This window comes from Pseudomonas sp. GP01-A4 (assembly GCF_058780865.1).
In genome coordinates, this window is the sequence record NZ_JBYSWF010000038.1 from 15,080 (window position 1) to 39,555 (window position 24,476).

Genomic DNA, 24,476 nt, shown 5'->3' on the forward strand with positions numbered 1-24,476 from the left:
GGAAATCCCCCCGTGTGCATCAAGCCTGTCAGCGCTTTTTGAGTGTTCGTCCATGGGGGGCAATCCGTTCAAATAGCTACCGCCGAGTGCCGGGGGCGACTGATTAAGGTCATTGCCTTAATTTCCCTATCGGTACTCGTTTATGCCAGCACCTCAAGCCTCCACCTCGCTCCTGCCGGGCGGCGAAGGGCGTCACTATGCACAGATCAAAGCCGCCATCCCCGAAAGCCTGGTCAGCGCATCTCCTGCCCTGCGTGCAGCCATCACGCAGGCCAAGCCAGAGATCCCCGCCTGGTATGCGGCCACCACCCCGGCACAGAAGGCTGCGCTGCAAAACCTGTTGGAGGCGAGCATCAAGTCTCACACTGCACTGGAGCAAGCGACCGGCAAGGTGCAAGAGGTCAACGCCTTCGCCCGGCCATTGCTTGAAGCCGCGTTGAAGGCCGCCGGGTTTGAGCTGGACGTCAACCAGGTGCATCTGCGCCTCTATGTACCGGTCGAAGGACTAGCGACAGGCTACCGGACCAAGACTTTGTCCCTGTTGCAAGCGGCCTTGAACAATTTTGAAGCGCGCGAGACCCGCGCCGGGTTCTTCGACAGTGCTTCAGGCTTTATCACCGCTCCCGGCGCCGATGGCCGTTTCGAGCGCCATACCACGACCCTGACGATCGAGACCTTCGCCCGGTTATGCCGCGACCTGGACCTGGGCAGGCTGTACCAGGAACACCTCACCACCTACCTGCTGCCCGTGCAAACCGTGTCCAGGAACCTGCTGCGTGAACGCTTTATCACCCGGCAAAAGGACGCCTTCAGAGCCGCCGCCTACGTGGCGTTGCTCAAAGGTGATATTCGCAGCGACGACTACGCGCTACTGCTGCGCATCGCCAATGGCGAGCGACGCATCAAGCACGAAGGCAAGCAGGTCTGGCACCGCTGGCCCAGTATCATGGAACTGCAAATGCACGGCTGCCTCATGATCGACCCGAGCGTGGAGCATGGGTATGGCACCTGGCTTATCGTCTACATCCCCGACCACCCCGAGCACCCCATCAAGCGCTACAAAACCTTTGCCGACTATGCAGAGGAAACGACCCGTGAGCTGACCGCTTACAGGCCAGAGGACTATTGGGACAGCAGGGGGGTTCAGGTCACGGCCCACCAACAGTTTTTCTCACGGTTCATCGGGAAAAAATACCTGGCTTACTACTACGGGCGGTTCACCGAGAAACGCGTCGATGAACCGCAAAGGCGCGTGGCCCTGGGCCCTGATCCAGCGTGGCGACAGTACTACGCAAGAAAATCCCTTACCGAACTCCAGGCGATCAACGCCGTCATAAAGTCCCCGCGACATATCAGCCGCACGCCGCAGGACCAGCCAAACCTGAACCTCAACGCCCACCCGATCAAGGGGCTGTGGATCGACGTCGACCCTTGGGACGAGCTGTACGCCGACATGCGCAAGCGCGCACTCGACGATGGGTTGAGCATGGCGATACCCACCGCTCACACCGACGCGGCTGGCCACGACCGGCGGATGGCGCATCTGATGAACATCGGCCTGTTCACCTTGAACCTGGTGTCGATGTTCATTCCGCCCTTGGGTGCACTGATGGCGGTGGTCACGGCCGGGCAACTGCTGTACGAAGTGCTGGAGGGCGTGGTTGAACTCGGCCAGGGTGACCGCGAGGCCGGCTGGGCGCATATCGCTGACGTGCTGGAAAATCTCGCGCAACTGGCGGTGGGCGGCGCTGCGTTGCATATCAGCCTGTCGCCGTTTATCGAAGGACTCAAGGCCGTCAGGCTGCCGTCGGGCAAGGCCCGCTTGTGGAAGCCGGACCTTGCGCCCTATGCGCAGGACATCCGACTGCCGGCAGGCTCGGTTCCCGACCAGGCGGGACTACATGCCGTCAATGGGCGCCAGGTCGTGTCGGTGGACGGCAATCGCTACGCCGTGACCGCGCAAGACGAACCGGGCGTGTACCGGGTCCAGCACCCCAGCAGGCCCGAGGCGTATGAGCCTCAGATCGTCAACAACGGTTCTGGCGCCTGGACCCATGAGGCCGATGAGCCCCTGACGTGGCAAGGTGCTCCGCTGATGCGGCGACTGAGCCATGTAATGGAAGGCCTGAGCGATACGCAGTTGGAGCAGGTGCGCAAGATCAGTGACACCGATGAAAGCGTGCTGCGCCGGCTGTACGTGGAAAGCGAGCCGACGCCGGCAATCACACTCGACACGGCGGTTCGCATGCGGGCTTACGGGCGCGCCGAAAGCTTGAGTGGGCAGATCCTTGCGGGGTCGATGTCGATGGACCTGGGCAGCTACGCCGCGTCGTTGATGGTGGAAATGACCGGCTGGCCGCCCGGCAGGACCATCGAAGTATTTGACGGCCAGGGCACCAGCAGGACAGCTGCGTTGTATGGCCAACCTCATGCGCCCGGGACGGAACTGATCAGCATCAGCCGCATCGACCTGTTCGGCGGCAAGCTGCCGGCGTTGATCGTCGAGAGTTTGCCCGAGGAGCAGCTTAAAAACCTGCTCGGCCAACATATGCCCTACGGGGCCGTGCTGCGTAGCCAGGCGTTGCAGGAACGGCTGGGAATCTATGCAAAACAGTCCCTGCGGCGGGTGTTCGACAGCCTTTACCTCGGGCGGTCATCGCCTGGCAGCGCCGAACTGCAACTGTTCGCGCGCGACTTCAAAAGCCTGCCACCGGTCATGGTCGAGGAACTGCTGGAAGGTGCCAGCCCCTCGCAGCGGGCGAGCCTGGTCAACAATCGCAAGATTCCCCTGGAGCTGGCGCAGCAAGCGCGCCGGCAACTTGGGCATCTGCGTCTGGCCCGGGCGTACGAAGGGCTTTATCTGGACGAGTTGGCCAATGTCGACACCGAAGCGCTGGCGCTCAACACGCTGGAGCGCCTTCCTGGCTGGCGAAACGACTTGCGCATTGAGGTTCGCGAAGGCTCCCTGGCCGGAAGCCTGCGTGCCGGCTATGGCCCACCCGAGTCCGCGCACCGCAAGGTATTGGTGCACAGGGGCGATGGACGCTACGAGGCGTTTGACGCACGAGGGCAAAGCCTGCATGTCGTCGACAATCTGTACGGCGCCTTGCAACATGCCCTGCCAGACACCCACCGCCAGTCTCTGGGATTGCCAGGCATTGGGCAGGGGCCGGAGTTAAGAGGCAAAATCCAGGAACATGCCCTGTCGCGCGGTGCCTTGCGCAAGGTGCTGCAGATGCAACCCGCCCAACCGTTCTTCAAACCGCTATCGCAGTTGTCGGGCGGCAGGCGTGGGTACCCCTTGAGCGGGCGCGGCGGGTGGGCGTTTGAGCGGAGCCTGCAGGCACGCATTCGCAACTTGTACCCGGACATCACCGCCAACGAAATTGCCGAGTTGCGACCTCTTGGCGACCCACTCGATCTCACCTGGGTACAGGAACTCGAAAGCGAATTCAGCAACCTGACTCAGACGTTGCGAACCTGGCAGATCAGCGCTCGCGCAGGCGCGTCGACCAGTGGCCAGGCGGCAGATCGGATTTATCGGGCCAGGGGCCGGATCGTCAAGGCCATTGAGGCGGCCTGGCGCAGAACCGGGCTGCGGGATATCGACGGCAATGGTCGATACCTCGGCCAGGCCATCAAGTGGGATGGGGTCGAATTGCGCCAGCAGTTGCGCACCCTGCCGCCATTGCCGGCCGACTTTGATCACGTCAGTAAGCTGACCCTGCGCAGCATGGCCTTGACCAGTGACGACGTCGATGGGTTTGTTTCCAACTTTCGCAGCCTGCGCAGCTTGTCCGTGCAAGCCTGCCGGTTGACGCGGCTGCCGCCGGCCATTGCCGCCATGCCGCACCTGACCGAGTTGTATCTGGGAGGCAATGAAATAGTCCTGAGTCAGGAGAGCGTCATGGTCTTGGGCAAACTGAAACAGCTCAAGGAGCTGTCGCTTGAAAGCAATCCATTGGGTCTGGCGCCGGACGTGAGTCGCATGCCTGATTTGCGCCAGCTGTGGCTGGCTGAAACAGATTTGGAGGAGTGGCCTGCCAGCGTGTTTCGCCTGCCGCGCCCACGGCATTTCATTCTGGATTTGCGTGAGAACGCGCTTATCCGCGTACCGGTATTTGCGCCGGGTTCTGATAACGCCCGGATCATCGCGCGCACGACGCTCTCCCGAGAGCTACTGAGTACTAAAGCCGTGAGCGATTTCAGGTTATATATCGAGGCAGCCGGTAATGATCCGGATCGTCAGCTTCCACCCAAAGGCCGGGCCGATAGCAAACTCTGGAAAACGGGATTGACCGACGAGGAATGGGAATCCAAGCAGCAATTGTGGCAAAGGCTGGAGGATGCCTTCGGTTCTGAAGCTTTTTTCAACGAAATTCGCTACCTGTCCAAATCAGGGGATGCCGTAGTCGAGGGCAAGCGCTACCTGCCGGAGCTGACTGCGAAAGTATGGCGCATGCTGGAGGCCATGGGCGAAGACGCCGAGTTGCGAGAGGAGCTGTTCCGCATGGCACAGTTCCCCACGGCTTGCGTGGATGCGGGGGCGCAGTTGTTCAATGCCATGGGGGTTGAAGTGTTGTTGCGCTCGGCCTATGCCAATGAAGACGCGAATGCGGTGAGAAGCAGCGTGCTCAAGTTGGCCAGGGGCAAGTGGCGATTGGAGGAGTTGGGGCGGATCGCTCATGCGCGCGTGGCACAATTGATCAGTCAAGGCGCCAGGTATAGGGAGTATGACCAGGAGGGCATGTTGGTCTCTCATTACGACAACGCAGGCAATGAGATCCCGCCTATTGATGAGGTCGAGATCTACCTGGCCTACACCTCGCAGCTTTCCGCCCGCCTGGACTTGCCGTGGCAGGCCAGAACCATGCTGTACCGCGAAGAGTATGTGACGCCGGCCATGGTAGAGGCGGCGTACGAGCAGGTGACAGCGCTGGACCAGGGTGAGCAGTTGCGCAAGAACCTGATCGAGCAGCCGATGTGGAAGGAGTTTCTGGAGCGGGCCCACAAGGTGGAATACTTGAGAATCTTCCGGAAATCTGACGCGTTGCTCGACTATGAGGACGCGCAAGCGCAATGGGCCAGGGATGGCGGCTTGTCTGCCGAGGCCAAGAAGGACCTGAGCGACACCATCGCCAGGACCGCCGATATCCTCGGTCGGCCGCGCGGTAACAGCCTGCCGGGAACCGTCATGAGTCGGGCTGAATACGACACTTCGCTTGCCAGCATCACCAGCGAACTCAACTCATTGAACACGACACTGACCGACCAGGCGATCAGTGCCGTATTTGGGGCTTAGAACAAGAAGTACCGCTGCGCCATCGGCAACACATCCGCAGGCTCACACCACAGCAATACTCCATCGGCCTTGACCTGGTAGGTCTGCGGGTCAACCTCGATATCCGGCAGGTAATCGTTGTGGATCAAGTCGGTTTTCTGCACCGCGCGGCAACCCTTGACCACGGCGATCTGCTTCTTCAACCCCAACTGCTCCGGCAGGCCTGCCGCCAACGCCGCCTGGCTGATAAAGGTCAGGCTGGTGGCGTGCAGCGAGCTGCCGAAGCTGGCGAACATCGGGCGGTAGTGCACCGGTTGCGGCGTCGGGATCGAGGCGTTGGCGTCGCCCATGAGGCTTGAGGCAATCGCGCCGCCCTTGAGGATCAGGGTTGGCTTGATCCCGAAAAACGCCGGGCGCCACAGCACCAGGTCGGCCCACTTGCCCACTTCAATCGAGCCCACTTCGTGGCTGATGCCGTGGGTAATCGCCGGGTTGATGGTGTACTTGGCGATGTAGCGTTTGGCGCGGAAGTTGTCATTGCCTTCGCCGTCGCCAGGCAATCGCCCGCGCTGTTTTTTCATCTTGTCGGCGGTCTGCCAGGTACGTGTGATCACCTCGCCAACCCGCCCCATGGCCTGGCTGTCGGAGCTGATCATCGAGAACGCGCCGAGGTCATGAAGGATGTCTTCGGCGGCAATCGTTTCGCGGCGGATGCGGCTTTCGGCAAAGGCCACGTCTTCGGCAATGCTCGGGTCCAGGTGATGGCACACCATCAACATGTCCAGGTGTTCGTCGATGGTGTTGCGGGTGAACGGCCGGGTTGGGTTGGTGGAGCTGGGCAGCACGTTGGGGAAGCCACAGGCCTTGATGATGTCTGGCGCGTGACCGCCACCGGCACCTTCGGTGTGGTAGGTGTGGATGGTGCGGCCCTTGAAGGCGGCGAGGGTGGTTTCGACAAAGCCGGATTCGTTGAGGGTGTCGCTGTGGATCGCCACCTGCACGTCGTACTCGTCGGCGACGCTCAGGCAGTTGTCGATGCTCGCTGGCGTGGTGCCCCAGTCCTCGTGCAGCTTCAAGCCAATGGCACCGGCCTTCACTTGTTCGATCAACGGCTCCGGCAGGCTGGCGTTGCCCTTGCCGGTGAAGCCGATGTTCATCGGGAACGAGTCGGAGGCCTGGAGCATGCGCGCCAAGTGCCATGGGCCGGAGGTGCAGGTGGTGGCGTTGGTGCCGGTGGCCGGCCCGGTGCCGCCGCCGATCATGGTGGTGACGCCGCTGGTCAGTGCTTCTTCGATTTGCTGCGGGCAAATGAAGTGGATGTGGGTATCGATGCCGCCGGCGGTGAGGATCATGCCCTCACCGGCAATCACTTCGGTGCTGGCGCCGACACAGATGGTCACGCCGGGCTGGATGTCCGGGTTGCCGGCCTTGCCGATGGCGGCGATGCGGCCGTTTTTCAGGCCGACGTCAGCCTTGACGATGCCCCAGTGGTCGATGATCAGCGCGTTGGTGATCAGGGTGTCGACCACCTCATGGGCGAGCAATTGGCTCTGGCCCTGGCCATCACGGATCACCTTGCCGCCGCCGAATTTCACTTCTTCGCCGTAGACGGTGAAGTCCTGTTCGACTTCGACGAACAGCTCGGTGTCGGCCAGGCGGACCTTGTCACCAACGGTGGGGCCGTACATGTCGGCGTAGGCTTGTCTGGAAATCTTCATGTGTTTAGTTCCTGATCGTTCCCACGCTCTGCGTGGGAATGTCGCCCTGGACGCTCTGCGTCCGCTCTTGAAGGTCGTGACGCGGAGCGTCACAGGATGCATGCCCACGCAGAGCGTGGGAACGATCATTAATCCAGGTCGCCCATGATGCGTCCGGCAAACCCGAACACCCGGCGTTTGCCACTCAGCTCAACCAGTTCCACTTCACGACTCTGCCCTGGCTCAAAGCGCACGGCGGTGCCGGCCGGGATGTTCAGGCGCATGCCACGGCTGGCAGCACGGTCGAACGTCAGTGCGTCGTTGGTCTCGAAAAAGTGATAGTGGGAACCAACCTGGATCGGCCGGTCGCCGCTGTTGGCTACGCTCAGGGTGGCGGTGCGCCGGCCCACGTTGAGTTCGATGTCGCCAGGCTGGATCTGAAATTCGCCAGGAATCATGCAGGTTGCCCCAGGGTCTTGAAGTAGATGGCGGTCGGGGTGTAGCGCCCGTCCGGGCTTTGGCAGTAGTTGGGCAATTCGCCGATCTTGGTATAACGCAGCGACTGGTAGAAGGCTTCGGCGCCGGAGCCGGCTTCGGTGTCCAGGTACAGCAGCCCGCGTTTGTACTGGCGGGCGCTCAGTTCCAGGGCGCTCATCAGTTGCTGGCCAAGGCCACGGCGCCGGGCCTCGCTGTGCACCAGCAGCTTCTGCACTTCGGCGCGGTTCAGGCCGTTGGCTTTCATGCACAGCGCCAATTGCACGCTGGCGATGACGTGTTCATCACGCACCACCACCCACAGCAGCAGGCTGCCATCGGTGAGGCTGGCCTGCACGCCGTTGAGATAAGCGCTGGCCTGGGCCTCATCGAAGTCGGCCATGAAACCCACCGATGCGCCGTGCTTCACGGCGTCCAGCAACAGCTCAATCAAACCCGGTCGGTAATGGGCAAAACTTTCGGCATTGACTCGACGCAGTTGGGCGTTCATCGGTGTCACTCCTTGGGCGGCACAGCGCCTGGGTTGAGCGTCAGTTGCATGAAGGTCAGGTCCAGCCAGCGTCCGAACTTGGTGCCGACCTGGGGCATCTGCCCGGTGGTGATGAAACCCAGGCGCTCATGCAGGCGGATCGAGGCCTGGTTGCCGCTTTCGATGGCGGCGACCATCACGTGTTTGTCGCAGGTTTTCGCCCGCTCGATCAGCGCCTGCATCAGCTGGGGGCCGAGGCCTTTGCCGCGCTGGTCGTTGCGCACGTACACCGAGTGTTCGACGGTGTGGCGAAAGCCTTCGAAGGGCCGCCAGTCACCGAACGAGGCATAGCCGATGACCTGCTCGTCTTCGACGGCCACCAGGACCGGGTAAAACTGTGACTGACGAGCGCTGAACCAGGCCTGGCGGTTGCCCAGGTCTACCGGTTGTTCGTTCCAGATCGCCGTGGTGTTGAGCACCGCGTCGTTGTAGATATCGCGAATCCCTGGCAAATCGGCGTGCACCGCATCACGAATCAAAAAGGACATGGTCGGGCCTCAGGCGATGGGTTGGTGGACGGTGACCAGCTTGGTGCCGTCGGGGAAGGTGGCTTCCACCTGGATGTCCGGGATCATTTCCGGGATGCCTTCCATCACCTGTTCGCGGGTGAGCAGGGTGGTGCCGAAGTGCATCAGCTCGGCCACGGTGCGGCCATCGCGGGCGCCTTCCATCAACGCGGCGGAGATGTAGGCGATGGTTTCCGGGTAGTTGAGCTTCACACCGCGCGCCAACCGCCGCTCGGCCACCAGGCCGGCGGTGAAGATCAGCAGTTTGTCTTTTTCCCGTGGGGTCAGGTCCATCGTTCAAGGTCCACTATGAAATACATTCGTAAAAACACCGGAGATCCAATGTGGGAGCGGGCTTGCTCGCGAATGCGGTGTGTCAGTGAATGCATCTTTGCCTGACCCACTGCATTCGCGAGCAAGCCCGCTCCCACATTTTTAATCTTCATGTGCTCCAGATTCTCGGTGATACAGCCTCGCGGCCCAGCACGGCCGGGCGCAGCAGGCGCCACAGTGCGATCAGCCAGGCTCGCGCCAGCAGCGCTTCACTGGCCAGGCAGCGGGCCACCAGCAGGCCGGGCAATTGGGTCAGGTCGCCGCGTACCGGGTGGGGCAGGGAGCGACATTGTTCGAGCAGTTCAGGGTCGATTTCGCCGGTCACCAGCAAGGTCGCAAACACCGGTTGCCCGTCCAGCCCGATGGGTGAGTCGAGCAAACCGTCGGCGCCCACAATGCGCTGGCGCTCATGCCAAATCAACTGGCCGTCGCGGCGGATATCCAGGTGCGACTGGAAGTGCCCGAGGTCGAAACGCTCGCCGCTGGCGGGGCGCCCGAGGGCGACCACGTCCCAGTAAAACAGCCGGGCATCGCCTTGCAGGTCGATGCGGGTGGTGAGTTCGGCCTGGGCGGCGCTGAACACGATGGTCTCCTGCGGCAGCCATTCCAGCGTCGCGCCCGCCTCAACCGTCAGCTCCAGTTTCTGATACGCCGGCCCGCCGGCGCGGTACCACTTGGCCGCGCCGGGGCTGGTCAGTTGCGCCCACGCACCTTCGGCGACATGGGCGCTGATATCGAGACGATCACCGCCGGCAATCCCGCCCGGCGGGTGCACGATGATGTGCTGGCACACCTCGGGGCCTTCGGCGTACAGATGCTTTTGCACCCGCAGTGGGCCGAGGTGGCGGCGCATCACTGGGCGCGTGGTGTCGCCGAAACGCGCGTAGCCGAGTTCCAGCTCGGCGTGCCAGCTTGGGGTGAACAGCGCGGTGGGGGCAGGTAGGGTCATGGTCAGTGCTTATCGTTAGGACGCTACAGATTAGATCGTAACGAGCCCGCGCACACCCTCGCTTTCCATATTTTCTCCACGCCCCTGCTGGACGATTTCGCCCCGGGACATCACCAGGTACTGGTCGGCCAGTTCCGCGGCAAAATCATAGAACTGCTCCACCAGCAGAATCGCCATGTCGCCGCGTGCCGCGAGCTTCTTGATCACCGCGCCGATCTCCTTGATCACCGACGGCTGGATGCCTTCGGTGGGTTCATCGAGGATCAGCAGGCGCGGGCGGCTGGCCAGGGCCCGACCGATAGCCAGCTGCTGTTGCTGGCCGCCGGACAAGTCACCACCCCGGCGTTGCTTCATTTGCAGCAGCACCGGGAACAGCTCGTAGATGAAGGCGGGCACTTCCTTGGCTTCGGAGCCGGGGAAGCGTGACAGGCCCATCAGCAGGTTTTCTTCCACTGTCAGGCGGCCAAAAATCTCCCGGCCCTGGGGCACGTAAGCGATACCGGCGTGCACCCGCTGGTGCGGCTTGAAGCCGGTAATGGCGCGGCCTTCCCAGTTCACCGCACCTTCCTTGGCCGGCAGCAAACCCATCAGGCACTTGAGCAAGGTGGTCTTGCCCACGCCGTTGCGGCCCAGCAGGCAGGTGACTTCGCCGACTTTTACCTCAAAGGAAAGCCCGCGCAGGATGTGGCTACCGCCGTAGTACTGGTGCAGCTTGTCGACTTGCAGCATGTTCAGTTCCCCTTAATGATCGTTCCCACGCGGAGCGTGGGAACGATCAGGTTCAGCGGCCGAGGTAAACCTCGATCACCCGCTCATTTTCCTGCACCTGTTCCAGCGACCCTTCGGCCAGCACGCTGCCCTGGTGCAACACCGTCACGTGGTCGGCAATCGAGCCGACAAAGCCCATGTCGTGTTCCACCACCATCAGCGAATGCTTGCCCGCCAGGCGCTTGAACAGCTCGGCGGTGAACTCGGTTTCGGCATCGGTCATGCCCGCCACCGGTTCATCCAGCAGCAACAGTTGCGGGTCCTGCATCAGCAACATGCCGATTTCCAGGAACTGTTTCTGGCCGTGGGACAGCAAGCCGGCCGGGCGATTGACTGAAGCGGTGAGTCGGATGGTGTCGAGTACTTCGCTGATGCGGTCTTTCTGCTCACCACTCAAGCGCGCCCGCAGGCTGGCCCACACCGATTTGTCGGTCTTCTGCGCCAGCTCCAGGTTTTCAAACACGCTGAGGGCTTCGAATACCGTGGGCTTCTGGAACTTGCGACCGATGCCGGCCTGGGCGATCTGCACTTCGCTCATGCTCGTCAGGTCGAGGGTTTCGCCGAACCAGGCCTTGCCGTGGCTGGGCCGGGTCTTGCCGGTGATCACGTCCATCAGCGTGGTCTTGCCCGCGCCGTTGGGGCCGATGATGCAGCGCAATTCGCCGACGCCGATGTACAGGTTCAAGTCGTTCAACGCCTTGAAGCCGTCGAAGCTGACGCTGATGTCTTCCAGGGTCAGGATCGTGCCGTGGCGGGTGTTCAGGCCTTTGCCGGCAGCCTGGCCGAGGCCAATGGCATCGCGGGCGCTGCCCTGGTCTTTATTGGGTTCAAGGATAGGTTCGAGCATAAATTCGGCCGTCGCTGTGATCCTCATTGGTCGCCCCTTTTCTTCAGCAGGCCAATCACACCCTTGGGCAAGTACAGGGTGACGATGATGAACAGCGCACCGAGGAAGAACAGCCAATACTCAGGAAACGCCACGGTGAACCAGCTCTTCATGCCGTTGACCACACCGGCGCCCAGCAGCGGGCCGATCAAGGTTCCACGCCCGCCGAGGGCCACCCACACAGCGGCCTCGATGGAGTTGGTCGGCGACATTTCGCTGGGGTTGATGATGCCCACTTGCGGCACATACAACGCGCCCGCCAAACCACACAGCACCGCGCTCAACACCCACACGAACAGCTTGAAGCCACGCGGGTCGTAGCCGCAGAACATCAGGCGATTTTCCGCATCCCGCAGCGCTGTCAGTACCCGGCCGAACTTGCTCTGGGCCAGGCGCCAGCCGATGAACAGGCTCGCCACCAACAACACCACGGTGGCCACAAACAGCGCCGCTCGCGTGCCCGGCTCGGTGATGCCAAACCCGAGGATGCTGCGGAAATTGGTAAAGCCGTTATTGCCGCCGAACCCGGTCTCGTTGCGGAAGAACAACAGCATCCCGGCGAAGGTCAGGGCCTGGGTCATGATCGAGAAGTACACGCCCTTGATCCGTGAGCGGAAGGCGAAGAACCCGAACACCAGCGCCAGCAATCCCGGCGCCAACACCACCAGGCACATTGCCCAGAGGAAGTGGCTGGTGCCGGTCCAGTACCACGGCAACTCGGTCCACGACAAAAAGGTCATGAACGCCGGCAGCTCATCGCCGGACGCCTGGCGCATCAGGTACATGCCCATGGCATAACCGCCCAGCGCAAAGAACAGGCCGTGGCCGAGGGACAACATCCCGGCATAACCCCACACCAGGTCCAGCGCCAGGGCGACGATGGCATAGCACAGAATCTTGCCCACCAACGTCAGGGTATAGGCGGAAACGTGCAGCGGATTTTCCGGTGACAACAGCGAGAACAACGGCAGCGCCAGCAGCAGGATCAGCACCACTGCACCGACCGCGACAGTCACCTTGGGGCCGGCCTTTTGCGCGGCCGTAAGCATCAATGGCTGGTTCATCAGTCGATCACCCGTCCTTTCAGTGCGAAGAGTCCTTGCGGGCGTTTCTGGATGAACAGAATGATCAGCGCGAGGATCAGGATCTTGCCGAGCACGGCACCGATCTGCGGTTCAAGAATCTTGTTGGCTATCCCCAGGCCGAAGGCGGCCATGACGCTACCGGCCAACTGGCCGACACCGCCGAGTACCACCACCAGGAACGAGTCGATGATGTAGCTCTGGCCGAGGTCCGGGCCGACGTTGCCGATCTGGCTCAGGGCCACGCCACCGAGGCCCGCTATGCCGGAGCCGAGGCCAAAGGCGAGCATGTCCACGCGTCCGGTGGGCACGCCGCAGCAGGCGGCCATGTTGCGGTTCTGGGTGACGGCCCGCACGTTGAGGCCCAGGCGCGTCTTGTTCAGCAGCAGCCAGGTCAGCACCACCACGAACAGCGCGAAGGCGATGATCACGATGCGGTTGTACGGCAGCACCAGGTTGGGCAGCACCTGGATTCCCCCGGACAGCCACTCGGGGTTGGCCACTTCAACGTTCTGCGCACCGAACACCAGGCGCACCAGTTGGATCAGCATCAGGCTGATGCCCCAGGTGGCGAGCAGGGTTTCCAGCGGGCGGCCGTAGAGGTGACGAATCACCGTGCGCTCCAGGGCCATGCCGATGGCGGCGGTGACAAAAAACGCCACCGGCAGCGCGATCAGCGGGTAGAACTCGATGGCCTGGGGCACGTAGCGCTGCATCAGCAACTGCACCACATAGGTGGAGTAGGCGCCGAGCATCAGCATCTCGCCGTGGGCCATGTTGATCACCCCGAGCAGGCCGAAGGTGATCGCCAGGCCGAGCGCCGCCAGCAGCAGGATCGAGCCCAGGGACATGCCGCTGAAGGCCTGGCCGAGAATCTCGCCCACCATCAGTTTGCGTTTGACCTGGGCCAGGCTGGTCTCGGCGGCGGTGTGCACCGTGGCGTCGGCTTCGACGCCGGGGGCGAGCAGGGCTTCCAGGCGAGTGCGGGCCAGCGGGTCGCCGGTGCCGCCGAGCAAGCGCACGGCGGCCAGGCGCACGGCCGGGTCGGGATCTACCAGTTGCAGGTTGGCCAGGGCGAGACTGAGGGCTGTGTGTACGTCATCATTGGTTTCGCCGGCGAGTTGCTGGTCGAGGAATTTCAGCTGCGCAGGTTGTGCACTTTTTTGCAGAGTCTGGGCGGCGGCAAGGCGCACCTTGGGGTCGGCAGCGAGCAATTCCTGGCTGGCTTGCACGTTGTCGATCAGGCCGCGCAGGCGGTTGTTCAGGCGTACGGTCTTGGTTTCGCCGTTGACGCTGATCTGGCCTTGTTGCAGGGCGTCCACCAGCTCGATGCGCGCCGGGTCGGGCTGGGCGGCCCAGTCCTGGAGCAGCTTGGCTTGTTGCATCGGGTTGGCGTTGATGAAGTCTTCGGCGTCGCTGGCGTGTGCGGCGAGGGGCAGCAACAGCAGGGCGGCGAGGATGAAGCGGTATAGGGCAGTGGGCATACAAAATGTCCTGATCATGCACGGACAATGTGGGAGCGGGCTTGCTCGCGAAAGCGCTGGCTCAGTTTCGGATGCGTCGACTGACACACCGCTTTCGCGAGCAAGCCCGCTCCCACATTTAGACCGAGTCGGTCTTAGTTGCTCTTGACGGCGTAATCCGGCTTCTTGTCATTCCCCGGAATGTACGGGCTCCACGGCTGGGCACGAATCGGCTCCTGGGTCTGCCACACCACCGAGAACTGCCCGTCAGACTGGATCTCGCCGATCATCACCGGCTTGTGCAGGTGGTGGTTGGTCTTGTCCATGGTCAGGGTGAAGCCGGACGGCGCGGCAAAGGTCTGCCCGGCCATGGCTTCACGCACTTTGTCGACGTCGGTGGACTTGGCTTTCTCCACCGCCTGCGCCCACATGTGGATGCCCACGTAGGTGGCTTCCATCGGGTCGTTGGTCACGGCTTTGTCCGCGCCCGGCAGGTTGTGGGCCTTGGCGTAGGCTTTCCAGTCTGCGACGAATTTCTTGTTCACCGGGTTCTCCACCGACTGGAAGTAGTTCCAGGCGGCGAGGTTGCCCACCAGCGGCTTGGTGTCGATGCCGCGCAGTTCTTCTTCACCCACGGAGAAGGCGACGACCGGTACGTCGGTAGCCTTCAGGCCCTGGTTGGCCAGCTCTTTGTAGAACGGCACGTTGGAGTCGCCGTTCACGGTGGAGATCACCGCGGTCTTGCCACCGGCGGAGAATTTTTTGATGTTGGCCACGATGGTCTGGTAATCGCTGTGGCCGAACGGGGTGTAGACCTCTTCGATGTCTTTATCCGCTACGCCTTTGGAGTGCAGGAACGAACGCAGGATCTTGTTGGTGGTGCGCGGGTACACGTAGTCGGTGCCCAGCAGGAAGAAGCGCTTGGCGCCGCCGCCTTCTTCGCTCATCAGGTATTCCACCGCCGGGATCGCCTGCTGGTTCGGTGCCGCACCGGTATAGAACACGTTCGGCGACATCTCTTCGCCTTCGTATTGCACCGGGTAGAACAGCAGGCCGTTGAGTTCTTCGAACACCGGCAATACCGATTTGCGCGACACCGAGGTCCAGCAACCGAACACCACGGCGACCTTGTCCTGGGTCAGCAACTGGCGGCCCTTTTCAGCGAACAGCGGCCAGTTGGAAGCCGGGTCCACCACTACCGGTTCGAGCATCTTGCCGTTCACGCCGCCCTTGGCGTTGATCTCGTCGATGGTCATCAGCGCCATGTCTTTGAGCGAGGTCTCGGAGATCGCCATGGTCCCGGACAGCGAGTGCAGGATGCCGACCTTGATGGTCTCGGCGGCCTGTACCGTCCAGGTCATGCCCATCGCGGCGATGGATGCCGACAGTGTGAAAGCCTTGATCAAGCTGCGACGCTTCATTGTGCAATCTCCATGACTCAATGATGTGATGAGGGAGTGATTGCAAAGGCTGTGCCGGGGCGCGCAATCGTGGTGCGCGCGAGCCGTGACCGGGCTGTGGGGGTGGGCGATGCACCAATGCGGCGCCAATCAACGCAGGCTGTGCGTGCAGGCGCACCCTGATGGTGCCTGGCGCCCCGAGCCTTAACTATCTAATGCCTGCGTCCAGCCAAACCCTTGAAAGTGAAGCCTGCCTGGTGCCCCCGGCAACCCAGGGGCAGCGCCAGTTTTCTTAACTTCACTCAAGTGACGATGAACATGGACAGTACTCACATTCAAGACGATCAAGCGGCGAGCACGCGCAGGCCGGTTCCCCATCTGGGGCCGGCATTCGTCACCGATCACGATGCCGCCCATTGGGCGCATCAACAGATCGGCAACCGGCGCGAGACGGTATTTGGCGGGCTGGTTTTCAAGCGTGATGACGGGATGTACCTGCCAAGCGTGCCGGTGGCCGGCACCGCCACTGCATTCGATTTCCAGAGCGACCTGCTCAAGGTCGATGCCAACAGGAATTTCCTGGCGTACGAGGGCCACAGCGTTCACGCCCTGTACAGTTCGCGCGGCGAGGATGGCACCCGACGCTCCGCGCAGATACAGCACTGGACAGGCGCGCAGCGCCGCCTGGATCGCAGCTTTTTCCCCATCAATATCCTGCGCATCATCATCCAGGTGCGCATGCTGTGCACCCGTTACTACTTGTCCGGGTTCTATGGCTCGCTCATCCAGTATGAAAGCAGCGGCTCTGCGACTGAGGCCAGCTTCTTGAACCAGTTGATGGCGGCCAAGCCTGCGGCCGATTTCGACGACTACATCGCCTTTATCAATGAGACGGCCAGGGCCGGCTACCTGCGGGTCATCGTTGCCAACGCCGAGCTGGGTGGAAAGCCTGGCCAACTGCTGGCGCCGTGGACCCTCAATCAAACCCTGTCGCAAATCGGGCAGGACGCACTGGCGCCTCTCGCCAGCCAAGTCAGCCGCCGGTGGCAGGACGCGGTGCGATCAGTCTTGCCGCCGCTGGGGTTTGCACGGCAGGAGAGTCTCTTTGGCTACCTGTACAAAAGCGCGTCGAACCAGTACGTGGCCGAATTTCCGTCGGATGAACTCAAGGCAGCGTTTGCGCTGACCAGTGGCAAGTTGTCACTGCCAAAAGTGCACAAGGCGGACAGTGAGTTTTTGACCTTCGGTATTTACTGCTCCCTATCACCGCAAGCGAAACCGACCGTGGCGAAAGAGTCGTGGCTGGCGGAAAACTTCTTCACGGCTTCCGCGTTGGCTGCCGTGGTGATGATGGCGGGGACCGACGACCTGGGCTTGCACTTTTACTTGCGCGCTAACGACGGCGCGCTGCTGATGTATCACTGCACCGGCTCGCAGGCGCAGTCCCAGCTGTTCGCCAATCGCGGCGCGGATCTCGACGGACGCTTGAAGGACGCTACCTTGAGCCCTTCCGAGTTTGTCCGGCAAGTGGCTGCCGTGGGCACGCTGACGGTGGTTGAGCCCGGACGGGTGTGGGACAAGGCCGGAGTGGTAGGACCGCAATGGAGGGCCTTCGCGAAAGTCCATGCGTCGCTGAGCCCTGCCTTCGTCACTGCCGATGATGTCGCACGCTACCTGCATTACAAGGTGGGTTCACCCCACGGCTCTTTTCTCCAGGCTTACATCTTCAAGCGCAGCGATGGGCTGTTTGTGGCCTCCAGTCTGTCAAACCCTGAAAAGTGGCTATCGTTGTGGGGTGGGGCATTGCCCACCGACAACGCTCTGACGCGGGTCGAGCTTGAAGGGCACCAAATGGTTGGCGAGTTCAATCGAGCTGTCTACGACCTGGCCGAGGTGCGTGCCAACTATCCTCAAAAAACCTCGCGACAGCTGGCGTTCCTGATCAGTACACCGTCGACTCAAGCAATCGACATGACGCTGGTTTTTTCCGATCAGATCAAGGTGCTTTACACCAGCGGAACAAACGGTACGTTGATCAAATACGCTGTCAGCGGCTCTCGGGCCGAGCGTGAATTCGGCGAGTACCTGGCACAAGTTGAACGCGATGGCCAGGGAGTGGCCCGCGTACAAGGTTTTGACGGCACGCGTGAAGGGTTGATCAAAGAGCTGGTAAAACTCGGTGAGTTGACGGTGCTGCTGGCGGATGAGACCTGGTACAACGTCCAGGGCCGGGTCCCGGCCACCTGGGAACCCGAAACGCCTTTCGCCGCAGCAGCCCCCATTGATACGCCGCTGAGCTGGGTTTTCACTGACCTGGCAACCGCCGCCCGTTATGCCCATGACCGCATGCAGGCAACGGCGGATGGCCGGCGAGTCGGTTGCATCCTCAAGCACTCGAGTGCAGAGCAGTATGTGGTCAGCGAGCCTTGCGCACCGATACCCGCCGGCAAAACCCTTTTCGTGTTGGCGAATGTTTTTGGCAATGCCAGCCTGCCGCCCGGCTTCGCCCTGCGTGGCTGGTACTGTCGCAGCGCACCGGACGCCACCGGCATCGGCGCCGAACCCTGGTTGTACGAGGGCTTTATCGACACCACGGATTTTGCCCAGGGGATTGCCGCGCTGCGCATCCACCCCGAGAGCAATCTGGCCTTCTACCTCAGCACGGCGGACGGCGCTCAGTTGGCCTATGACGCCTCCGGCTCGGCCGAAGAAAGCCAGCTCTACCAGGTGCTGCCCGATGGCCGGGTGACGGACAACGGGCTGGGGGATGAACTGCGGGCCGCCACCGTGACGCCCCACGAGATGATCCAAAAGGTCGCCGCCGCCGGGGCGCTGTCGGTGTTGCAACCGGGCACGTTGTGGGATGTGCCGGGGCTGGTCGCCGACACCTGGCGACCTTACGCACTGGCACCCCGCCCGCAACTGAGCCGCGGGTTTCTCCAGGTAGAAGACGCGGCACGCTATGCCCACGGGCAAATCGGCAGCTGGCGTGAGGGCGAATACTGCGGCTATATCCTGCAGCGCCCGGACGGTCTCTACGTGGCCACTGAGCCATTGCCGGCCAGCGACGCCGGGCGCTTTGCCCTGGGCGTTGTCTACCCTCAGGACGTCAAGGGCCGCTCACTGCTCCCGCCCGGTCACATGCTGAAGGCCGTGTACGGTTCCAGCCGCGGGGTTTCGTTGCTGGAACCCGAGCGCCTGCAGCGCCCGGGCTGGTCGCGGGACGATGCCTGCCTGGAGGCGCAGATGTTCAGCGCCCTGGACGTGCACACGCTGATCCGCAATCGCCAACAGGTGTCCGTGGCCTACCTGTCGGGCGCCGAAGATTGTTTGCTGGCGTATGACCTGATCGACTCTGCCGCCCAGGCGAACCTGTTCAAGGCGCTCGACCCCTTGCCCCATCGCAGCCCAACGGCCCTCAACCTGGCCAGCGGCACGCTGACGGCGCGGGAGTGGATCAGCCAGGTGGCGGCGGCCGGCAGCGTGCGGGTGGTGCAGGCCAACCCGTTGTGGGGCGCGCCGGGGCTGATCGCCGAACACTGGCGGCCACGCCTGCCGATACCCCGGCGCGAACGTCCGGAGCAGATTGCCTATGGCCCGGTCTGCGCCAGTGCCGCTGACGCGGCTCGGGCACTGCACACGCGCCTGGACCATGAAGCACCGACGCAAACCGGTTTCGGTTTCATGCTCAAGCATCGCGATCAGGACGCCTTTGTCTGCTCCGAGCTTGTACCCGCCTGGGATAGGGCCGGGCTGTTCGCCTTGAGCGCCGTGTTTGCCGTGGATGACGAAGGCGAGTTCATTTACCCCGCGGGTTATCAACTGCACGCCTTGGTTTACCGGCGCAACTGGATGCCACAGGGGCTGACCACCGCCGAACACTGGCTGGCGCAGCATTTTATTTCGGCCGGGGATCTGGCCAGTGCCACCGTCGAGGCCAAGCGCCAACGGGAGACAGGCGCACTGACGGGCTTGCCGGTGTTTATCTCGACACTGGACCAGGCGCTGCTGCAGGTACAAACGCCGGTGGCATCGACGCTGTTCAACCCGGTCCGCCAGCCGTCGGGGGTCTATGAAGACGTGCAGACCTTGATGGCCAGCGGGCAGCTCTCGGCGGTCGGGTTTGTCAACGAAGTGGCGAAGTTGAGCTGGTTGAGCGTTTTGGTGCCGAGCGAATGCTGGGCGTTGGCGGGTAAGCTGGATGTCAGCCAGGCCCCATGGACCGCCTTCGCCAACTTTATGCGTCGCCCATTGAGCCCGCTGTTCAGCAACCAGGCCGATGCGGTGCGTTACGCCCACCAACAGCTGGGCACACAGCGCGACACGTTGCAAGGCGGGCTGGTGTTGCAGCGCAACGGCAAGTTTGTCGCGACCCTGGCGGTGCCGGTGTTGAGTGAAGACTTCGACCCGAACGTCATCCTGCCGGGCCTGGACGTCAGCCAGGCGCTGCTGGCCCCTGGTTGGAAAATGGTCGCGCGTTACCGGTCACGTGTCGCCCGGGTGCTGGAGTTCTGGTTACCCTCTGAAGAAAACGCGGTGTATCAAAACCTGTTCTCGACCAAAGTACTGGAGACCGCCCTGAAGTCGGGTCACCTGTGGACCCACGAATACCTGCTGACGCCCGACGGCTCACTTATCGGTTTCAGTACCCAGGACGCCGAGCGCAGCTTGCTGGATTCGGCCCGGCGCAACGAAGCGACGCAGTTGCTCAGCCACCTGGAAACCTCCCTGGCCCCCAACAGCCTGGCGCTGCACGACCCTTACAGCAATGCCGTCGAGCAGCAGATGCGCGGCGGCCGCAAGAGCCCCACCGAGCTGGTCAATCAGCTGGCGCGGGTGGGGACTTTGCAAGTACTGGAGGGCGGCCCGTTGTGGGGCACTGCCCAGCGTGTGCTGCCGGGCTGGATGCCCGGCCTGGCCTACGTTGCACCGCAGGCGGCGGTCCATGCCGTGGCGGATCGGCAGCTGGGCCCGGTGTTCAAGCATGCTGACGACGCGGCACGCCATGGTCATCAATACGCCCAGGGGCGCGCCGATTTGAGTTTTGGCGTGATTCTCAAGTCCTCCGACAATGGGCATTTTGTCGCCTGCGCACCGGTCAAGGGCGACGACCTGGGCTTTGCCCTCGACCGGGCGTTCCTGCGCGGGCAGTTGCCGAGCGGGTACAGCCTGCAAGGTCTGTATCTGAGGCTGCCGCATCGCGCTGCGCCCGAGTTGCCCCAGGCCGAAGGCTACGCGCAACTGATGGCTCCGGCCGTGGTGCTGGCGGCGCTGAGCTTTTTGCGGGTGGCACAGAGTGAGCGGTTCCTGGCGTTGCATGTGTCGTGTGCCGACGGCTCACTGTTTCGGTACCAGGCGGTGAGGATCGACCCGGACTGGGATTCCAGCCGCCGGCAGGCGGCGTATCTGAAACACCTCAACAGTCGTGGCAGCATCGACAGCCATGTGTTGAAACTGGTGGAGTCCGGCGAGCTGCGGGTACTCGACAGCAGCCCGTTCTGGGATGCCTTGTTGCCCCGGATAAAGCGCCTGGCCACGACACTGGCAGTGCGCGATACCCGCATGGCCCTGGGCCCGTTGTGCGCCCACCCGGACGATGCCGCGCGCCAGGTATGGCAACAGGTTGTGCCGCTGGAGCACCAGGCGCGGCTGGGAGCGGTGCTGGGCAACGGCGACAGCGACACGTTCATCGCCGTGCAACCGGTGGCAGACCCGGGCCCCTCGGTGGCCGTGGGACTGCGGCCGGACACACCGGCCTACAAGGCATTGTTCGAAGGCATCATGAACCTCGGCTACCCCAGCACATCGACCCGCTACCCGGCGGGCTACAAGGTGATGGGCGTCCAGCAGTTGTTCAAGCTCGACACCGAGCGCCAGCATCTGGCGGATCGCTACGAAGAAGGCCTGGCCCACAACTTCATTGCCCAGAAGGAAATCCGCGGGTTCATCGAGATGCTGCGCCAGGACAAGATCGCGGGGGCGCGTTACTACTTCACCCCGGTGCACGGCGCGTTGATTGTGTATGAGCCCAGCTATCACGCGGACGAAAGCCAGTTGCTGCGCGATGACTGGATCGACGAAGACACGGGTGTGGTGAAGGTCAAGCCCAGCGAGGTGATCCGCCGGTTGGCGACCTCTGGCAAGCTGACCATCCTGGAAACCGATCGCTTCTGGCAACCCCGCAGCCAGGTGGCGCGGCGCTTGTTGCATGCATTCAAGCAGGCCGACCAGGGGGTTTAACGCCGCCGCATCAGCCCGATAAAAAACAACCCGCCAATGGCCGCCGTGGCCACGCCGATGGGCAGGTCTTCGGGGGCAATCATCGTGCGGGCCGCCACATCCACCCACACCAGGAACACACTGCCCAACAGCACGCACACCGGCAGCAAACGCCGGTGTTCGGCACCTACAAGGCGCCGGGCAATGTGCGGCACCATCAGCCCGACAAAGCCGATGGAGCCGCTGATGGACACCAGCACGCCGGTCATCAGCGAGGCGATCAGGAACACCTTGAGCCGCACATTGCGCGCGTTCAGGCCCAGGGTCACGGCGGTCTGTTCGCCGGCCATCAGCGCGTTCAACGGGCGAGCCATCCCCAGCAGCAACACCAGCCCCAGCAACACGGTGGCGAAGGGAATGGCCAGCAGTTCCCAGCGCGCCAACCCCAGGCCGCCGAGCATCCAGAACATCACCGCCGAGGCGGCGCGATGGTCGCCCATGAACAGCAGCAAATTCGCCACCGCCATCATCACGAACGACACCGCCACCCCGCACAGCAGCAGGCGGTCGCTCTCCAGCCGACCGTTGCGACTGGCCACCGCCAGCACCACGATCATGCTCAGCAACGCACCGATGAACGCCGCGATGGGCAGGGTCAGCAAGCCGATCACTTCACCCACATGCAGCACCACGATCACCGCACCGAGGGTGGCGCCGGAAGTCACGCCCAGCAGGTGCGGATCCGCCAGCGGGTTGCGCGTTACCGCCTGCAACACCGCGCCGATCAACGCCAGCCCGGCGCCCACCAGGGCACCGAGCAACATGCGCGGCACGCGGATCAGCCACACGATATGTTCCTGCCCCGCGCTCCAGTCCACCTCGCCAACGCCGAAGGCTTTATGCAGCAGGATCCGCCACACCACGTCCACCGGTACCCGCGCCGAGCCGAACCCCAGCGAGACCACACATGAGATCAGCAACAACGCGCCGAGGGCACTCAGCAGCAGGGCATAGCGACGGGTGATCATTCGCCGTGAAACCCCTTGGCCAGGGTTTCAACCGCCAGCACGTTGTCGATGCCCGGCGTGGCTTGCACGTAGGGGATCACGATAAAGCGCTGGTTCTTGATCGCGTCCACCGATTGCAGCGCCGGGTTGTTCAGCAGGAACTGCTCTTTTTGCTCGGCGGTGATTTCGCTGTAGTCGACGATCACGATGACCTGCGGGTTGCGCTCCACCACGGTTTCCCAGTTGACCCGGGTCCAGCTGGCGTCCACGTCATCGAGAATGTTGCGCCCACCGGCGGCGTCGATCAGCGCCTGGGGCATGCCCAGGCGGCCGGAGGTCATGGCGCGGTCTTCGCCGCTGTCGTAGAGGAACACGCGGGGCTTGTCGGCCGGCAGGTTTTCCTGCACTTGGGCGACCTGTGCCTGCATCTGCGCGATCAGTGCATTGGCGCGGTCCTGCACGTCGAAGATCTTGCCCAGGTTGCGCAGGTCGTTATAGGTGTCTTCCAGTGTGGCCGCCGGGCGCTTCATCACGAAGGCACAGGACTCGGTCAGCTCGTAGACGTTGATGCCCAACGGTTGCAGGGTTTGCGGGGTGAGGTCGCCACCGACGCGCATGCCGTAGTCCCAGCCGGCGAAGAAGAAGTCGACGTTGGCGTTGAGCAGGGTTTCCACCGACGGGTATTTGCTCGCCAGTTCCGGCAGGCCGTCGAGAATCTGCGCCATTTCCGGGGTGACCGACTTCCAGCCGGTCACGCCGCTGTAGCCGGCCATGTGCGACTTGAGGCCCAGGGCGAGCATCATCTGGGTCATGTTGATGTCGTGGCTGACCGCGTGTTTTGGTGCCTCGGCGAAGGTCACTTCGCGGTTGCAGCTCTGGATTTTCAGCGGGTAATGGGTCGCTTCGGCGAACGCTTGGGAAGTGCCGAGCAGCAACGCGAGAGACAGCAGGGAGCGCAGGATCATGGTTGGGTTATCCAGGTGATTCGGGGGTAGCCGGACAAGGGGTGAGTGTCGATCAATGCTTCAACGCCGAACACTTCGCGCAGCAATTCGGCGGTCAGCACTTCGTGAGGTGTGCCGCTGGCGACGATGCGCCCGTGGTTGATCACATACAGCCGATCGCAGAACGCCGCGGCCAGGTTCAGGTCATGAATGCTGGCGAGGGTGCCGATGTTCAGGCGCTTGACCAGTTGCAGCAATTGCAACTGGTAGCGCGGGTCGAGGTGGTTGGTCGGTTCGTCGAGGATCAGCAGTTGCGGTTGCTGGGCCAGGGCGCGGGCGAGGATCACCCGCTGCTTTTCTCCGCCCGAGAGGGTGGCGAAGGCGTGGTCTTCAAAGCCCAGCAGGCCGACGGATTCGAGGGCCTGGCGGATCAGGTTCTGGTCTTCAAGCGTATCGCTGTCGAACAGGCCCTTGTGCGGTGTGCGGCCCATGGCGACCACTTCATCCACCCGCAGGCCGAAGGCGTCGGGAAACTCCTGGAGCACCACGGCAATGCGTTGCGCGCACCACTTCGAGGATTGCTTCCAGACGTTCTGGTGTTCCAGCAGCACCTCACCGTCAGCCGGTTTGCTGAACCGATAGGCGCAGCGCAGCAGGCTGGTCTTGCCGCTGCCGTTGGGCCCGATCAGCCCGACGAACTCACCGGCGTTCACGTGCAGGCTGGCGTCACGCAGTTGGAACTGGTGATGACAGTGCTCGTGGCCTGGTGGGGTCCAGGCGAGGGCGGTGAGGTTGAGTGAGGTCATCTTTACTCTCAGGTCCAACACAGGACAAATGTGGGAGCGGGCTTGCTCGCGAAAGCGGTGGATCAGTAACAGATACAGTGCCTGACACACCGCATTCGCGAGCAAGCCCGC

16 protein-coding genes are annotated in these 24,476 nt (G+C 62.8%); 2 read left to right on the forward strand and 14 right to left on the reverse strand.

From position 1 onward, the window contains the following. Positions 1 to 142: 142 nt before the first annotated feature. Positions 143 to 5,302 carry a dermonecrotic toxin domain-containing protein gene (locus AC3WKX_RS20770; protein ID WP_102605725.1) on the forward strand — a complete coding sequence of 1,720 codons (5,160 nt, stop codon included), beginning with the start codon at positions 143 to 145 and terminating at the stop codon, positions 5,300 to 5,302. On the opposite strand, the gene ureC is transcribed toward AC3WKX_RS20770, so the two are convergent. The 11 genes from ureC to urtA all read right to left on the reverse strand — a co-directional run bounded on the left by ureC (position 5,299) and on the right by urtA (position 15,410). Further along, positions 5,299 to 6,999 carry an urease subunit alpha gene (ureC, locus tag AC3WKX_RS20775; protein ID WP_003217391.1) on the reverse strand — a complete coding sequence of 567 codons (1,701 nt, stop codon included), beginning with the start codon at positions 6,997 to 6,999 and terminating at the stop codon, positions 5,299 to 5,301. The two genes, AC3WKX_RS20770 and ureC, sit on opposite strands and share 4 nt — an antisense overlap. A 128-nt stretch (positions 7,000 to 7,127) precedes the next feature. Then, positions 7,128 to 7,436 (reverse strand): urease subunit beta, encoded by a 309-nt coding sequence (locus AC3WKX_RS20780; protein ID WP_003217389.1) that lies wholly within the window; start codon positions 7,434 to 7,436, stop codon positions 7,128 to 7,130. After that, entirely contained in the window at positions 7,433 to 7,963 is a 531-nt protein-coding gene (locus AC3WKX_RS20785) for a GNAT family N-acetyltransferase (RefSeq protein ID WP_102605724.1), read from the reverse strand. Before AC3WKX_RS20785 ends, AC3WKX_RS20780 begins: the two co-directional genes overlap by 4 nt. Positions 7,964 to 7,968: 5 nt before the next feature. Further along, a complete protein-coding gene (locus AC3WKX_RS20790) occupies positions 7,969 to 8,490 on the reverse strand; it encodes a GNAT family N-acetyltransferase (protein ID WP_102605723.1) in 522 nt (173 codons plus the stop codon). A gap of 9 nt (positions 8,491 to 8,499) precedes the next feature. Next, positions 8,500 to 8,802, reverse strand: coding sequence for an urease subunit gamma (gene ureA / locus AC3WKX_RS20795; protein WP_003217383.1), 303 nt, complete (start codon positions 8,800 to 8,802; stop codon positions 8,500 to 8,502). Positions 8,803 to 8,950: 148 nt separating this feature from the next. Beyond that, positions 8,951 to 9,790, reverse strand: a complete 840-nt coding sequence (locus AC3WKX_RS20800) for an urease accessory protein UreD (RefSeq protein ID WP_003217381.1) — start codon at positions 9,788 to 9,790, stop codon at positions 8,951 to 8,953. A gap of 30 nt (positions 9,791 to 9,820) precedes the next feature. After that, positions 9,821 to 10,519 (reverse strand): urea ABC transporter ATP-binding subunit UrtE, encoded by a 699-nt coding sequence (urtE, locus tag AC3WKX_RS20805; RefSeq protein WP_003217380.1) that lies wholly within the window; start codon positions 10,517 to 10,519, stop codon positions 9,821 to 9,823. A gap of 52 nt (positions 10,520 to 10,571) precedes the next feature. Next, complete coding sequence (gene urtD, locus AC3WKX_RS20810; RefSeq protein ID WP_003217378.1) at positions 10,572 to 11,432, reverse strand: urea ABC transporter ATP-binding protein UrtD; 861 nt, start codon at positions 11,430 to 11,432, stop codon at positions 10,572 to 10,574. Next, positions 11,429 to 12,508, reverse strand: a complete 1,080-nt coding sequence (gene urtC / locus AC3WKX_RS20815) for an urea ABC transporter permease subunit UrtC (protein ID WP_008439056.1) — start codon at positions 12,506 to 12,508, stop codon at positions 11,429 to 11,431. The genes urtD and urtC overlap by 4 nt, the downstream gene beginning before the upstream one ends. After that, entirely contained in the window at positions 12,508 to 14,010 is a 1,503-nt protein-coding gene (gene urtB / locus AC3WKX_RS20820; RefSeq protein WP_003217374.1) for an urea ABC transporter permease subunit UrtB, read from the reverse strand. Before urtB ends, urtC begins: the two co-directional genes overlap by 1 nt. Before the next feature lie 134 nt (positions 14,011 to 14,144). Continuing rightward, complete coding sequence (urtA, locus tag AC3WKX_RS20825; protein ID WP_003217372.1) at positions 14,145 to 15,410, reverse strand: urea ABC transporter substrate-binding protein; 1,266 nt, start codon at positions 15,408 to 15,410, stop codon at positions 14,145 to 14,147. A 297-nt stretch (positions 15,411 to 15,707) separates the two neighbouring features. Between urtA and AC3WKX_RS20830 the strand changes: the two genes are divergently transcribed. Next, the gene (locus tag AC3WKX_RS20830; RefSeq protein ID WP_102605731.1) at positions 15,708 to 21,629 is read left to right on the forward strand and encodes a hypothetical protein; all 5,922 of its coding nucleotides are present in this window, start codon (positions 15,708 to 15,710) and stop codon (positions 21,627 to 21,629) included. On the opposite strand, the gene AC3WKX_RS20835 is transcribed toward AC3WKX_RS20830, so the two are convergent. The 3 genes from AC3WKX_RS20835 to AC3WKX_RS20845 are packed head-to-tail and all read right to left on the reverse strand — an operon-like array spanning position 21,626 to position 24,365. Next, complete coding sequence (locus AC3WKX_RS20835; protein ID WP_003217368.1) at positions 21,626 to 22,636, reverse strand: FecCD family ABC transporter permease; 1,011 nt, start codon at positions 22,634 to 22,636, stop codon at positions 21,626 to 21,628. The two genes, AC3WKX_RS20830 and AC3WKX_RS20835, sit on opposite strands and share 4 nt — an antisense overlap. Further along, positions 22,633 to 23,580, reverse strand: coding sequence for an ABC transporter substrate-binding protein (locus AC3WKX_RS20840; protein WP_008439045.1), 948 nt, complete (start codon positions 23,578 to 23,580; stop codon positions 22,633 to 22,635). The genes AC3WKX_RS20835 and AC3WKX_RS20840 overlap by 4 nt, the downstream gene beginning before the upstream one ends. Further along, complete coding sequence (locus tag AC3WKX_RS20845) at positions 23,577 to 24,365, reverse strand: ABC transporter ATP-binding protein (protein ID WP_102605722.1); 789 nt, start codon at positions 24,363 to 24,365, stop codon at positions 23,577 to 23,579. The genes AC3WKX_RS20840 and AC3WKX_RS20845 overlap by 4 nt, the downstream gene beginning before the upstream one ends. Positions 24,366 to 24,476 lie beyond the last annotated feature (111 nt).